This window comes from Cellulomonas sp. P5_C6, from assembly GCF_054049635.1.
Window position 1 is genome coordinate 1 of record NZ_JBFULZ010000092.1, and the last position, 15,531, is coordinate 15,531.

At 71.9% G+C, this 15,531-nt stretch carries 8 protein-coding genes; 6 read left to right on the forward strand and 2 right to left on the reverse strand.

The features are described 5' to 3' along the window. Positions 1–628: S1C family serine protease (locus tag ACXJKG_RS12015; protein WP_456845990.1), on the forward strand; the 628-nt coding region annotated here is incomplete at its 5' end. Between the two features lie 188 nt (positions 629–816). Further along, positions 817–2,166: an NAD(P)/FAD-dependent oxidoreductase gene (locus ACXJKG_RS12020; protein WP_456845991.1), complete on the forward strand. Its 1,350-nt coding sequence runs from the start codon at positions 817–819 to the stop codon at positions 2,164–2,166. On the opposite strand, the gene ACXJKG_RS12025 is transcribed toward ACXJKG_RS12020, so the two are convergent. Then, positions 2,163–3,293, reverse strand: coding sequence for a sensor histidine kinase (locus ACXJKG_RS12025; RefSeq protein WP_456845992.1), 1,131 nt, complete (start codon positions 3,291–3,293; stop codon positions 2,163–2,165). The two genes, ACXJKG_RS12020 and ACXJKG_RS12025, sit on opposite strands and share 4 nt — an antisense overlap. After that, positions 3,265–3,936 (reverse strand): response regulator transcription factor, encoded by a 672-nt coding sequence (locus ACXJKG_RS12030; protein ID WP_456845993.1) that lies wholly within the window; start codon positions 3,934–3,936, stop codon positions 3,265–3,267. Before ACXJKG_RS12030 ends, ACXJKG_RS12025 begins: the two co-directional genes overlap by 29 nt. Positions 3,937–4,204: 268 nt before the next feature. On the opposite strand from ACXJKG_RS12030, the gene ACXJKG_RS12035 reads away from it, so the two are divergent. The 4 genes from ACXJKG_RS12035 to ACXJKG_RS12050 form a co-directional block, all read left to right on the forward strand. Next, positions 4,205–10,795, forward strand: coding sequence for an SdrD B-like domain-containing protein (locus ACXJKG_RS12035; RefSeq protein WP_456845994.1), 6,591 nt, complete (start codon positions 4,205–4,207; stop codon positions 10,793–10,795). Between the two features lie 34 nt (positions 10,796–10,829). After that, positions 10,830–12,146 carry a multicopper oxidase domain-containing protein gene (locus ACXJKG_RS12040; protein WP_456845995.1) on the forward strand — a complete coding sequence of 439 codons (1,317 nt, stop codon included), beginning with the start codon at positions 10,830–10,832 and terminating at the stop codon, positions 12,144–12,146. 5 nt (positions 12,147–12,151) lie between these two features. Then, the gene (locus ACXJKG_RS12045) at positions 12,152–13,486 is read left to right on the forward strand and encodes a multicopper oxidase domain-containing protein (RefSeq protein WP_456845996.1); all 1,335 of its coding nucleotides are present in this window, start codon (positions 12,152–12,154) and stop codon (positions 13,484–13,486) included. Positions 13,487–13,545: 59 nt separating this feature from the next. Continuing rightward, positions 13,546–15,531, forward strand: a 1,986-nt coding sequence (locus ACXJKG_RS12050) for a multicopper oxidase domain-containing protein (RefSeq protein ID WP_456845997.1), incomplete at its 3' end; no start/stop codon positions are given.

Genomic DNA, 15,531 nt, shown 5'->3' on the forward strand with positions numbered 1-15,531 from the left:
GGTCACGCTCGGCGACGCCGCGCAGCTGCGGGTCGGCCAGCTGGTGGTCGCGCTCGGCAACCCGTTGGGTCTCGCCGGCAGCGTCACGGCCGGCATCGTCTCGGCGCTCGGCCGCTCGCTGCCCACGGCCTCGGGCCGGGTGGTCGACGAGGTGGTGCAGACCGACGCGGCCCTCAACCCCGGCAACAGCGGCGGGGTGCTGGCGGACAGCGCGGGCCGGATGGTGGGCGTGAACACCGCCCTGGCGGGCATCGGGGTCGGGCTGGCGGTGCCGATCAACACCACCACCCGGGAGATCATCACCGCGCTGATGACGACGGGCCGGGTCCGCCGGGCGTGGCTGGGCATCGTCGGCGCGCAGGTCCCGCTGCCCCCGCAGCTGGTCGAGCGGATCGGCTCCCCGACCGGGCTGCAGATCGCCGGCGTCTCCCCCGGCAGCCCCGCCGCCCAGGCCGACCTGCACCGAGGCGACATCGTGGTCGAGCTCGACGGCAGCCGCGTCGTCACCGCGACGGCCGTGCAGAAGCTCATGGTCGAGGACGCGATCGACCGCCGGATCGAGATCACCGTGTGGCGCAACGGCGCCCTGGTCGACGTCCTCGTGTTCCCGCGCGAGCTGGTGACCTAGCCCGGCTCCCTCGGTGACCGCAGCCTCTATGTTGTGACGGTGGCCCGCGAGACCGCCGACAGCACCGCCGCGCGCGCCGCAGCGTGCCCTCCGCGCGGTGGATGCCGTGGGCTGGCCGGGCACGCCGCGGAAGCCCGCGGCCACAGGTGTCACGTTCCCGCGTCCGGCACGGTCGAGAGGGTGTGAGCGTGAAGAAGAGGATCGTGGTCGTCGGCGGTGGCTACTCAGGGTTCTACGCGGCGTGGAACCTGGAGAAGAGGCTGCGCCCCGGCGAGGCGCAGATCACGGTGGTCGACCCGCGCCCGTACATGACCTACCAGCCGTTCCTGCCCGAGGTGATGGCCGGCTCGATCGAGGCGCGCCACGCCGCCGTCTCGCTGCGCCGGCACCTCAGGCGGACCCGGATCGTCGCCGGCCAGGTCACCAGGGTCGAGCACGCGCGCAGGACGGTCGTGGTACGCCCCACCGACGGCGACGACCTCGAGCTCGCGTACGACCTCGTCGTCGTGACCGCGGGCGCCGTCACGCGGACGTTCCCCATCCCCGGGGTTGCCGAGCACGCGATCGGCATGAAGCACGTCGAGGAGGCCGTCGCCATCCGCGACACCCTGCTCACGGCCTTCGACCGGGCCTCGACGCTGCCGCCGGGGCCGGAGCGCCGGCGGCTCCTCACGGTGACGTTCGTGGGCGGCGGCTTCTCGGGCGTCGAGGGGTTCGGCGAGCTGCTGTCGCTGGCCACCGGGCTCTTGCGCTCCTACCCGGAGCTGACGCGGGCGGACCTCAGCTTCCACCTGGTCGAGGCGTCGGGCCGGATCCTGCCCGAGGTGACCGACGGTCCGGGACGCTGGGTGGTGCGGCACCTCGAGTCCCGCGGCGCGCACGTGCACCTGAACACCCAGCTGGTCTCCGCGGTGGACGGGCACGTGGTGCTCTCGACCGGCGAGGAGCTCGACTCCGAGCTGATCGTGTGGGCGGCCGGCAACGCCGCCAACCCGGTGGTCGCCCGGCACACCGACCTCCCGGTCGACGAGCGCGGGTACCTCGTGGTGGGGGCCGACCTGCGGGTCGGCCCCCGGGACGCGCCGGTGGCCGACGCCTGGGCCGCGGGCGACGACGCCGCCGTCCCGGACCTCGCCGCACGCGCGCCCGGCCGACGCACCGTGCCGAACGCCCAGCACGCCGTGCGCCAGGGCCGGCACCTGGCCATGAACGTCGCCGCCGTCCTGCGCGGGCAGGAGACCACGGACTACGTGCACGAGAGCCTCGGGGTCGTCGCGACGCTCGGCGTCGGCGCGGGGATCTTCCAGTACCGCGGGATCGTGGTGAGGGGCCTGCCCGCCTGGCTGATGCACCGCGGATACCACGTGCTGGCCGTGCCCACCTGGGAGCGCAAGGTCCGGGTGCTGGCCGGGTGGCTGGCGATGGGCGTATTCGGGCGCGACATCGTCTCTCTGGCGAACGTCCAGCACCCGCGCGACGCGTTCGTGCGCGGCGGCGCTCCCGACGGGACCGGCCCCGACCAGGCCGCTCCCGGCTAGACGGTGACGTCCGGGGCGACGACCTCGTTCACGCCGTGCCGGACCGCGACGTCGTCGGTCCGCGTCGGTGCGGCCCTCGTCGGCTCCGCGGGGAACTGCATGACGAGCAGCGCCCCGCCCTCGGGCGCGACCCCGGCGCGGAGCCGGCCTCCGCGCGCGGCCACCACGCCGCGGACCAGACCGAGCCCGAGCCCGCTCTGCGAGAGCTCGTCGCGCGGTGTGCGGTCGGCGCCCTCGTTGATCCCCGCCATCTGCTCCAGGCTGAGCCCCGGCCCGGAGTCGCCCACCGCGACCTCGACCCAGTGCGAGCCCCGCAACCCGGCGAGCCGGACCGTGTCACCGTCGGCGGTGTAGCGCAGGGCGTTCTCGATCAGGGTGTCGAGGCTGGTGCGGATGCGCTCCGCCGAGCCGACCAGCTCGCCCGCGCGCGCGTCGACCACCCAGCGCCGGTCGGCCACCTGAGCCCACCGGCCCGCGGTCTCGCGCAGGAGGGCGTCGATGTCGACGCGGGCGAGGTCGGCACCGCCCTGGAACCGGATGGCGCGCACCAGCCGCTCGGTCGCGCGCGTCAGCCGGTTCAGCTCGTCGTCGATGACGGCCAGGTCGTGCCGCTGCCCCGGATCGACCACGCGCCCCAGCAGCAGCTCGACGTAGCCGCGCGCGATCGTCAACGGGGTCCGCATCTCGTGCGAGGTCAGCCGGGTCAGGCGGTCCCGGTCGACCGCGAGCTCGTGCTCCCGCAGGGCCATCGCGGTCACCTCACGCAGGGCCACCTGCCGGCGGCGCACGTGCCACACGCCGAGGCTCACGAGCAGGGTCATCAAGGGGATCTCGGTGACCTCCGCCCACTCGATGTACTCGCGGGCCGCGCTGACGAGCAGGAGCACCCCGGTGACGATCGCGCAGAGGAGCAGCCCGGAGATCGCCCACCGCAGCCGCCAGTTGCCGAGCGCGTACAGCAACGCGAACGCGGCCCACGCCAGGTGGTACGGGATGGTCTCGTTGCCGGGCCACGCCCACATCGCCACGGCGCAGACGGTCGCCCACGCCAGCCACACCACGTACAGGTCCCAGCGTGCCCGCTCGACCGGATCGCGGTCAGTCGGCGTCGAAGCAGTAGCCGACACGGCGCACCGTCTCGATCGGGGGGTCCGGCTCGAGCTTCTTGCGCAGCCGGCGGACGCAGACCTCCACGACGTTGCTGCCCGGGTCGAAGTCGAGCCCCCAGACGGCCCGCAGCAGCTCCTCGCGGCGGCAGACCTCGCCGCGGCGGCGCATCAGGTGGGCCAGGAGGGCGAACTCCCGCTCGGTCAGGGTCACCTCGCGGTCGGCCAGGTGCACGCGCCGACGGTCGAGGTCGAGCCGGATCCCGCCCGCGGTCAGGTACCGCACCTGCTCGGGGACGGTCGACTTGGTGCCGAGGTGGCGGCGCGTGCGCGCGAGCAGCTCGACGAGCGAGAACGGCTTGGCGACGACGTCGACGGCGCCCCGTTCCAGCGCCTGCACCCGCGCCGCCACGTCGGTGACGGCCGAGAGCACGATCACGGGGGTCTCGTCACGGCGCTGCCCGAGCGAGGAGAGCACCGACAGCCCGTTGCCGTGCGGCATCAGCAGGTCGAGCAGGACCAGGTCGATGCCGCCCGACGCCAACCGGTCCAGCGCGGACTGCCCGTCGCTGGCCGTCACCACACGGTGCCCGGCCGCGGTCAGCGACCTGCCCACGAGCGCGCGGATCCGCTCCTCGTCGTCGACCACCATCACCGTGCTCATCGACCCGCCCCGCAGACATCGACCGCCCGCCGCGKCACTGCGACGGTTCACCGGCTTCCTGCAACGAGATTCCCTGGAAGCATGCCGCGCCGAACGGGTCGAATGCACGCAAACCGGGCGGACTTCACCCCGGCACCGCTGTGACCAGGCACGTCATGACGCGCAGATGACGAAGTGATGACCGCTTCGCCATGTTCCGGCTGTGCGCCCGCTGAGCGGCGGACCTTGGGACCACACAGCGTCCGGGCTCGCCGGGAGGGTGCAGCGCATGCGTGAACAGAGGGCAGTCGCGACGAGGATCCCTACGTGGCGGAAGGCCGCCTCGGGCGTGGCCGCGCTCGCGCTGTCGGTGGCGATGCTCGTCGCGCTGCCCGGAGTCGCCGCCCAGGCGTCGTCGAACGACCTGCAGCTGCAGGTGATCAGCGCCCGCACGGAGCCCCGAGCGTTCGGCGGGGCCGGCGTGGTCAAGGGCGCCGACGTGCCCGACTTCCAGTACCTCGTGAGCATCGACAACACCGGCACCACCGCGCAGCGCTCCCCCGCGCCGGGCACCGGGTGCGCGGCGACCGACCCGGGGTACCCCGCAAGCTGCGCGTGGCCGTCGATCCAGGAGGTCCCGCACGCCAGCACGATCTACACGCAGGGCAACCAGGACGACGTCACGGGCACCAGCTCGATCACGCTCCCCGACGGCCGGTACCTCGTGTCCGTGCTGGCGGACGGCTACAAGATCGACGGCGTCCACGTGACCATGCCGCTCACCTCCAGCGCCCCGGTCGTGGTGGAGGTGCAGCCGAACCCGCTGCCCGACGCGACGCTGCGCGGCCAGGTGTTCGCGGACGTCGCCCCGACCAACGGGACGCTCGACCCCGGCGACGCGGGCCTGCCCGGGTTCGTCGGGCAGATCACCGACTACCTGGGCGAGGTCAGCACCGACGTCTACGGCAACCCGCTGTGCACCACGTACGTCGGCGAGGACCCGGACACCCACCAGATCCCGCTCGCCGACCTCGACGCCGACATGCTGCCGGTGGTGGACACCGTGGGCGGCCAGTGCGTGAGTGACGCCGACGGGTTGCTGACCATCCCGCACCTCGGCACCAACCGGTACGCCCTGTCGGCCGTCCCGCCGGACGGGCAGTCCTGGATCCAGACCACCACGCTCGAGGGCAACCACGACTGGGACGCCTGGGTGATGGAGGGCATGACGGGGTACGACACCGAGACGGTGCAGGGCGCCGAGCAGGTCCCCCAGCCCCTCTTCGGGTTCGCGCCGCCGACGCACAACGGTCAGCCCCTCTCGCCGTCGGCGACGGGCCACATCGTCGGCAACGTCGTCGGCATCAAGACCTACACGCCCCCCACGGGCGGCGCGTTCGACTTCTGGGGCGGCAACACCGGCACCAAGGTGGACAAGCCGATCGTGCGGCCGTGGCTCTCGCTGGCCGACCTGCAGAACGGTGACCAGGCCGTCTGGGTGGGCCAGGGTGACGCGAACGGGCAGTTCGACATCTCCGGCGTGCCCGACGGCAACTACATGCTCAGCTGGTGGGACGAGCCGCAGGACTACAACCTCAACATGCTGAACGTGACCATCAGCAACGGGCAGACCGAGCAGCTGGGCACCCTTCCCCTCAACGGCTGGTGGACCAGCTACGACGGCTACGTCTTCAACGACACCAACCGCAACGGCGCCAAGGACCCCGGCGAGCCGGGTGTCTCCAACTTCACGCTCACGCTGCGGCGTCAGGAGAACTCGCTGATGGACCGCGGCCAGACGTCGGCGACCACCGACGCGACCGGCCACTACCACTTCGAGGCCGCGTACCCGCTCGGTGAGTGGACGGTCATGGAGGCGTACAGCGACTCCTTCTACACGACGGGCGTCACCTACCAGACGGACAACCAACCGACCCCGACCACGGTGAAGGGAGCGGGCGTCGACGTCAGCGTGCTCAACGTCATCGGCCTCAGCGGACGCATGGACTGGGGCGTGCACGCGTACGACCCGACGGGCGCCAACCACACCGACCCGCGCAACGGCGGCATCGTCGGCACCGTCAGCTACGACACCACCCGCAACGAGCTCGACCCGCAGTACGCCGTCTCCGAGGACTGGCAGCCGGGCATCTCGGACGTCCCCGTGGAGCTCTACGCGCCCGTGCCCTGCGGCACGACGAGCGCGCCGTGCGACGCCGACGAGCGGTACGAGCTCGCCGCGGACGGGTCATACGCCACCGGCGCCCTGCTGAACACGTACGTCACCGAGCACTGGAGCCGGCCCGCCGGCTGCACGGCCCGTGACGTCGACGGCAACCCGCTGGTCCACGGCGTGGACGAGAACGTGCTGGCACCGAACCAGGAGTCGGACGGCCCGTGCATCTCGAGCTTCATGCAGGAGATCCAGTTCGGGCCGTACGCGACCGACCAGGGCACGCCCGACGCCAACTTCGGTGCGGCCGTCGACGGCAACTACGGCTTCGGCGACGCCTGCGTGGGCGGCACCCTCGACGCCTCCGACCCGGCCGACCCGCAGTGCGTCGGCGGAACGTTCCAGGCGCTCGGCGCGGGCGACTACCTGGTGCGGATCGCCGTGCCCGACGACGCGTCCGGCAACCCGATGTACAAGGTGACCGGCGAAGAGGACATCAACATCGGCAACGGCGACCAGATCGTGCCGCAGGTGCCCCCGCCGGCGTGCGCCGGCGCCCTGCACACGGTCGACCTGGGCGGCGACGGGACGGACGGCTACGGGCCGGTCGTCGGCGACGGCGGCGTGACCAACGACGTCCCGGTCGGCGTGACCGTGCCGGCGTCGACCCCGGTGGACAACGCGACCTTCGTCGACATCGGCGGGTCGCCGTTCGAGGGCACCCCGCGCCCGCGCTGCGACACCAAGCTGGTGCGCGTCAACAACGGCAAGTCGATCGTGCCGATGTTCAACGTGTTCACCGACGTCCCGATCCCGGCCCGGATGCGCGGGCTCGTGGTGGACGACATCAACTTCTCGAACGACAAGCGCTCGACGATGTACGGCGAGAAGGCCGGCGTCCCGTTCGTGCCCGTCGGCATCTACGACTTCAACGACCGGCTCGCCTACACCACCGAGTCCGACTTCAACGGCGTGTACGACGTGCTGATGCCGTCGACCAACCACATCAGCTGCCCGACGCCGTCCGGCGTGTGCGCGAACATGTACCGGTTCGTGGCCAACGACCCGGGCGTGCCCGGCCACCTCAACCCGAACTGGAACCCGCGGTACCGCACGATCGCGACGGAGTTCGAGGCGTTCCCCGGCCTGATCATCCCGACCGACCTCGCGCCGACGCAGGTGGGGCTCACCATCGAGTCCCCGTCGACGGGCCTGCCGCAGGCCGTCGCGTGCACGCTCGACACGGCCACGCCGCAGCTGTTCGCGGTCTCGCAGCCGTACGTGCGCGACACCGGTGGGATCACCCTCACCGGGACCGGGTTCGGCCTCACCCAGGGCAGCGGCAAGGTCACTCTCGACGGCACAGCCCTGCCCGTCAGCAGCTGGGGCGCCCAGCAGATCGCGGTCACGGTCCCCGCCAGCACTCCGCCCGGACCCCACCAGCTGGCCGTCACGGCCGGAAACGGGCAGAGCACCGTGAACGGGCTGACGTTCCACGTGCTCCGCAGCAGCTACGCCGCCTTCCCGGCCGGCAGCGTGCTCGACACGTTCAACCGGAGCACGACGAGCACCACGCAGGCGCTCGGCAGCGCCTGGGGCGGCCCGGGCAGCCAGACGACGAGCCTGTACCGGATCACGCCGACCACGCCCGCGAGCGACGCCAACCAGGCGCAGGTCCGCGGCGTCGGCGCCAACGTCTACCGGAGCTCGGGTGCCGCGTTCGGCCAGAACCAGGACGCGCGCCTCACGTTCACCAAGGCCGTCGTGGCCGGTGGCAACCGCCAGGGCGGCGTGCTGCTCAAGGTCGGGACCGGCGGCGGTGGCGCGGTCACCAGCTACATCGGCGTCACCGCCAACGCGACCACCGGCAGCGTCGTCGTCTCGACGGCGGCCTCGGCGGCGCAGGCCGCGAGCCCGGTGGTCCAGGCGACCCTGCCCGGCATCACGTTCGCCGCCGGCGACCAGCTGGGTGCCCGCGCGCTGTCCGACGGCACCGTGAACGTCTACAAGAACGGCACCCTCGTCGGCACCGCCAACGTCAGCACAGGGCCCACCCCGTGGCCGACGGCGCTGGTCACCGGCGGCGGTCGCATCGGCGTCCGCTTCACGGCCACCGCGGCGGCCAGCTTCAACGCCCCGAACGACGTCCGCGTCGACAACTTCGCCGGCGGCAACGTGTCCGTCCTGCCCGGCGGGTACCTGCCCAACGTCTACGAGGTCGGGCCCGGCAAGCCGTTCGCCAAGGTGCAGGCGGCGATCGACGCCGGCTACGCGAGCCCCGGAAACGACCTCGTGGTCGTGTACCCGGGTCAGCCGGACCTGGCCAACCCGCGCAACAACCCCCTCGGCGCGTACTACGAGAACCTCATCGTCGCGTCGCCGGTCAAGCTCCAGGGCGTCGGCCCCGGCGGCTTCCAGGGCAGCACCTTCGTCCCGGGCTCGATCATCGACGGCAGCGCCTTCGGCGGCGACAGCGTGCTGGCCACCGACTGGTACACGCGGCTCGGCGCCCTCACCTGGGACGGCAACCAGGCCGTGAACGACGGCGAGACGATCTACGTGCTGGCCTCGCAGAACGCCACGACCGCGGCCGGTGTCGCGCGCCAGTTCACCGCGGGCTTCAAGGCCGCCATCGACGGCTTCGACATCCGCGGCGGCAACCAGCAGGGCTTCCCCGGCAACATCAACGACCTGACCGGCGGACCCACGGGCCTGCCCCCGGGCATCGTCACGCAGGGCGGCGCGATCATGGCCAACGCCTACGCGCGCTACCTGCAGATCACCAACAACGTGGTGCAGAACAACGGCGGCAGCTACGGCACCATCCGCCTCGGCACGCCGGACGTGGCCGCGCCCGACACCAACCAGCACAACGAGGACGCCCGGATCGCCAACAACCGCGTCATCTCGAACGCCGGCACCAACCTGGCGGGCGGCATCGGGATCTTCGCCGGGTCCGACCGCTACGAGGTCACGCGCAACGACATCTGCGGCAACTTCTCGCTCGAGTACGGCGGCGGCCTGAGCGTCTACGGCCTGAGCCCGAACGGGAAGATCCACCAGAACCGCATCTACCTCAACAGCTCGAACGACGAGGGCGGCGCGATCATGATCGCCGGCGAGCTGCCGACGACGCCCGGCGCGCTCTCCCCCGGCTCCGGCCCGGTCGACATCTACGCCAACCAGATCCAGGCCAACCTGGCCAACGACGACGGCGGCGGCGTGCGGTTCCTCATGGCCGGGAACTACCCGATGAACGTGTTCGACAACCTGATCGTCAACAACGTGTCCACCCACGAGGGCGGCGGCATCGCCATCGACGACGCCCCGAACGTGCGGGTCTACAACAACACGATCATGAAGAACCTGACGACGGCCACGGCCGTGACGTCCGACGGTCAGCCGATGCCGGCGGGTCTGTCGACGTCCGCCAACAGCGACGAGCTCCAGGCCAGCCTGCCCGCCGGCTCGCCGGTGTTCAGCAACCCGCTGCTGTTCAACAACATCTTCTCGGACAACCGGGCGGGCACCCGGGCCGGCACCACGGTCACGGGGATCGGCCTGGCCGGACCCGCCGACACCGACTACTGGGACCTCGGGGTGGCCGACGGCACGGGCCTGCTGGCGCCGACCACCACCCTGCTGCAGCAGAACGCCGGCACGCATCCGTACACGACGAGCCCGACCAACCTGGTCGGCATCGACCCGGGTGTGGTCCAGCCGTACGACGTGTCGGTCGCCTTCGCCACGTGGCGGCAGAACCCCGCGTTCGTCGACGCCACCCTGGTGACCCTCGAGGCGCCGCCGAACCTGCTCGGCAACTACCACCTGAGCGCGTGCCCAGGATCGCCGGCGTGCAACCTCGGGGCTGCCAGCAAGGCGGTGCCGTCGTACCAGCAGCCTGCCGCCACGCTCGGCGCGCCGCTGCTGGACATCGACGGACAGACTCGCCCGGCGCTCGGCGGCTTCGACAGCGGCGCCGACGAGGCCGGCGGCGGACCCGCCCCTGCGCCGATCTCGTTCTCGACGTTCGGCAGCACCAACCCGACCGACCTGGCCGGCACCGCCGACGACGCCGACGTCTACCGCTGGACCGGGACCGAGTTCACGCGTGCTGTCGACGTCTCGGCCATCACCAACCCGCTGCCCGCCGCGGCCAACGTCGACGGCCTCGACCGGATCGACGACACCCACTTCTACCTGTCCTTCAACGGCTCCGTCACGATCCCGGTGCCGGGACCCGACCTGGCGGTGCAGGACGAGGACGTCGTGTACTACGACGCCGGGACGTGGTCGATGTTCTACGACGGGAGCGCCAGCGGGCTGGGCAGCACCGACCTCGACGCGATCAGCGTCGTCGACAACCGGCTGTACTTCTCCACCGACAACACGGTCGTGCCCCCGGGCGCGGGCGGGACCGGCGACGACGCCGACATCTACCGCTGGAACGGCGGCAGCTCCTACACGCGGATGGTCGACGCGTCGGCCGTCGGGTGGTCGCAGGCCAACGTCGACGGGCTCGTCTGGATCGACCCGACGCACGTGTACCTGTCCTACAGCAGCGACACGACAGCGCCCGGCGCCCTCGCGGTCCAGGACGAGGACGTGGTCCGCGACGAGGGCGGCGTGTGGTCGACGTACTTCGACGGAACGGTCCTGCGACTGACCGCCGACACCCAGGACCTGGACGCCTTCGATGTCCCCTGACCTGTTCCGCCACCACCCGAGGGGAGAGACCGGGATGAGTGCGAGCGAAGGCTTGAGCCGACGCCAGTTCCTGCAGGTCGCCGGCGGGGTCGCGGCCGTCGCCGGCGGCATCGCGTGGACCGGCAAGGTGCTGCTGCCCGAGGCCGCGGTCGCGGCCGGCGGGGTCGCGGACCTGGCCCTGGGCGGCACGGACGGCTGGATCTACCTGCCGCCCACGCCGGCCATCCCGCCGTTCCACCCCGACGTCTACGCGCCGTCGCCGTTCACCACCTACATCTTCGGGTTCCGCAACGTCACGGGCCTGACCGCCACCCAGAAGGCGAACCAGAAGAACAAGGCGCAGCACTCCGCTCCGCTGTTCTGGGCCAAGCAGTACGACCCGGCCCACCCCGTCGACTTCCTGGTGCAGCTGACCAACCTGGGTCTGGCCCAGCGGCCCGACCTGTTCGACGCGCACACCCTGCACTGGCACGGGTTCCGCAACGTCATCCCGTTCTTCGACGGCGAGCCCACCGGCTCGGTCTCGGTGCCGATGGGGCGCGAGTTCACGTACGCGTACCGCCCCCGCGACCCCGGCACGTACATGTACCACTGCCACGTCGAGGACGTGGAGCACGTGCACATGGGCATGACCGGGCTCGTCTTCGTCCGGCCGCTGCAGGACGGCAACACGTCGTACTACCCGAGCGGCAAGTACCTCTACAACGACGGCGACGGTTCCACGGGGTTCGACCGCGAGTTCGCCATGTTCCTGTCGGAGGTCTGGGCCGAGGCCCACTGGGCCGACGCGCACATCCAGCTCCCCGAGTGGAGCGACTACCGGGCCGACTTCGCGCTGCTCAACGGGCGGGTCTACCCCGACACGATCGCGCCGAACGGGTCGATCGACCCGTTCCACCCCGTGCGGGACGCGAACGGCGACCTCATCGCCCCTGCGGGCTTCCCCCAGCTGCAGTACCAGCCGCACTCGTCGCTGGTGAACTGCAACGCGGGCGAGCGTGTGGCGCTCCGGTTCTCCAACCTGGGGTTCCGGGAGCAGGCGATGACCCTCTCCGGGCTGCGGATGACGGTGGTCGGCCGCGACGCCACGCCGATGCGAGGACGGGACGGCACGAACACCTCCTACGAGACCGACACGCTCAACATCGGCCCCGGCGAGAGCTACGACGTCCTCTTCACCGCTCCCGCGAAGCAGGGGGCCGGGGCCTACGACACGTACATGCTCTACAACCGCGCGTACGCCCGGTCCGACAACCGCGCTCCGGGCGGCTTCGGCGGCCAGGCCACCGAGGTCCGCGTCTATGCGAGCGGCGTCCACCCGCAGGCCTATCCGAACGACTGGGGAGTCTGAGCCCCGTGACCAGCAACCGCGCACTCCTGCAGGGCARGGCGTCCCGTCGCGCCCTGCGCGGTCCCGCGATCGTCGCCGTTCTGGCGCTGGCGTGGGCGACCGTGGCGGCGCTCGTGGGCGCCTCGCCGGCCACCGCCGACGCACCGCCGAAGGTCGGCATCGTGTGCACCACGGGCGCGGGCTCCGTGCCCGGGAGCCCGATCTTCGACCTCACCACGCGGACCGGGTACATCAGCCTCCCGGACGGCAACACCGCGTTCATGTGGGGGTACTCGAGCGGGTTCGACTCGTTCCAGCACCCCGGCCCCGTGCTCTGCGTGCACGAGGGCGACCAGGTGACGGTGATCCTGCACAACACGCTCCCCGAGGCGGCCTCGATCGTCTTCCCGGGCCAGGAGGGCGTGCGGGCCGACGGTGCTCCGTCCGAGCCCGTGACGAGCGGCGGGCGGGTGACCTCGCTGGCTCCGACGGCCGCGGCCGTGGACGGCACGGTGTCCTACACGTTCACCGCATCGAAGCCCGGCACGTACCTCTACGAGTCCGGCACGAACCCCGAGAAGCAGGTGCGGATGGGGCTCTTCGGCGCGCTGATCGTGCGGCCCGCGCTCGGCTCCGGGTTCGCCTACGACCGGGCCGACAGCCAGTTCACGCCGACCGAGGAGTTCATGGTCCTGCTCTCCGAGATCGACCCGTACCAGCACGCCGCGGTCGAGGCCGGGACCACGTTCAACATGAACTCGTACCACCCGCGCTACTGGCTCATCAACGGGCGCGGGTTCCCCGACAGCATCGCCGACAACGGCGCCTCCTGGCTGCCGACGCAGCCGTACGGCTCGCTCGCGTCCGTGAACCCCTACGACGTCTCGACGCACCCGTACCCCGGCCTGGCGCGCTACCTCAACGTCGGCACCGAGGACTTCCCGTTCCACCCGCACGGCAACAACGGCCTGGTCATCGGCCGCGACGGCCGCCCGCTCGAGGGGCCCGCCGGGCAGGACCTGTCGTTCGAGAAGTTCGCGATCAACGTGGGACCCGGGCAGACCTGGGACGTGCTGTTCAAGTGGTACGACGCCGAGGGATACGACCCGGTGAGCAACCCGGTGCCGGTCACCGTGCCGAGCCTGGCCAACGAGGTCATCGGGGTGTTCTACAGCGGCAGCCCGTACCTGGGCAGCACGCAGACGCTGCCGCCGGGCACGCCGACCCTGAACCAGTGCGGTGAGTACTACATCATCAGCCACAACCACGCCCTGTTCCAGATCACCTCGTGGGGCGCCACCATGACCGGCCCCATCACCTACATGCGGATCAACCCGCCGCCGCCCAACAGCTGCGGATGAGCGAAGGGGTGGGGAGAACGATGATGCGCGCAACGAGCCTGCGGAGGGTCACCTCCGCCGTGGCAGCCGGCGGTGCGCTGGCGCTCGTGCTGGCCTTGGTGTCGGTGGCCGGTCCCGCCGCGGCGGCGGCCGTCCCGATCGACCTGTACGCGGTCGCCGGGAGCACGACCCTGCCCGCGGGCGGCCAGGCCGTCACGGTGTGGGGCTACAACACGACCGGCGCGGCCGCGACGGCGCCCGGCGGACCCACGCTCGTGGTGAACGTGGGCGACACGGTGCAGATCACGCTGCACAACCAGCTCACGGAGGCCACCGCCCTCCTGGTCCAGGGGCAGGCGATGGTCCCCGACCGCGTCGGCGCGGCGCCTGCGGGCACCTCCGTCTACTCCTTCACCGCGAGCCGGCCCGGCACCTACCTCTACGAGGCGGGTCTCCTGGCCAACGCCCAGCACCAGGTCGCCATGGGCCTCTACGGCGCCCTCGTCGTGCGCCCCCCGACCGCGGGCCGGGCCTACGACTCCGCGTCGACCGCGTTCGACGACGAGGCCGTGCTGGTGCTCAGCGAGATCGACCCCGCGCTGAACAACGCCCCCAGCCCCGCGGGCTTCGACATGCGCAAGTACAACCCCCGCTACTTCCTGGTCAACGGCAAGGCGTACCCGGACACCGCCCCGATCACGACGGCGGTCGGCCGGACCACCCTGCTGCGCTACGTCAACGCCGGGAGCCAGTACCACTCGATGTCCGTGCTCGGCGCCCACCAGAGCGTGGTCGCGCTCGACGGCAGCCCGCTGAACCTGGCGCGGCAGTACGTCGCGGAGACCTTCGGTCCGGGGCAGACCGCGGACGCCCTGGTGACGCCCACCGCGTCGACCACCGACCGCATGCTCGTCGTGCACGACGGCAGCCTGCTGCTGCACAACAGCAACACGGCCGGCATCGGCGGCATGCTCACCCTCCTCGACGTCACCGGCACCGGTGGCGGCGACGACGCAGGTCCCGCGACCAGTGCCGTCCAGAGCGCCGCCGACGTCACCGCGACGATCAGCGACGCCGGCACGGGAGGAGCCGCCATCCAGGCGGCCGAGTACTACGTCGACACCGTGGCGAGCGGCACGGGCACCGCGATGAGCCCGGTCGACGGCACGTTCGACTCCGCGACCGAGGACGTCGTCAGCGCCGGGGCACCCGCCCTCGTCGGCCAGCACGTCCTGTACGCGCGCGGCCAGGACGCCCTGGGGAACTGGGGTCCGTTCAGCTCCGTGCTGATCAGCGCCGGCGACTCCGCCGGACCCACCACGAGCGCCCAGACCCTGACCCCCGACGCGACCAACGGCACCGCGGCCGTCATCGTCAGCGCGACAGCCGACGACACCGCGAGCGGCGGGGGCGACATCGCGGCTGCCGAGCTCTTCGTCGACGCCGTCGGCACCAACGGCACGGGCGCACCCCTGACCGTCGGCACCGCGTCGTCCGTGTCCAGCATCGACGGCACGATCGCCGCGGCGATCGTCAACGCCCTCGCCGAGGGCAGCCACGTGGTGTCGATCCACGCGCGCGACGCCGCCGGCAACTGGGGCGACCTCGCCACCGCGAACCTCACGGTGGACAAGACCGGACCCACCACCACGTCGCCCGTGACCGTCGCCGTGACGCCGAACAACGGCACCCTGCCGTTCAACTCGGGCATCGCCGCGGTCCGCGTGACCACCACGGTGACCGACCCGGCCTCGGGCGGGGTCAACACGCCCGTCGCCCGCGCGGAAGGCTTCATCGACGCGGTCGGCGCCACCGGCACGGGCTTCGTCGTGAACGCCGCCGACGGCGGGTACTCCAGCGCGAGCGAGGGCGTCTACGCGGACATCCCGCTGGCGACGGTCGCCGCGTTGGCGAACGGGTCGCACACGATCTCGGTGCACGGCAGGGACGCGGCCGGGAACTGGGGACCGTTCGCCACCGGGACCCTGGTCGTGGACAAGGTCCGCCCCGTGATCTCCGCCCTGACCGCCACCCCGAACCCCACCCTCGGCGCCACCACCATCACC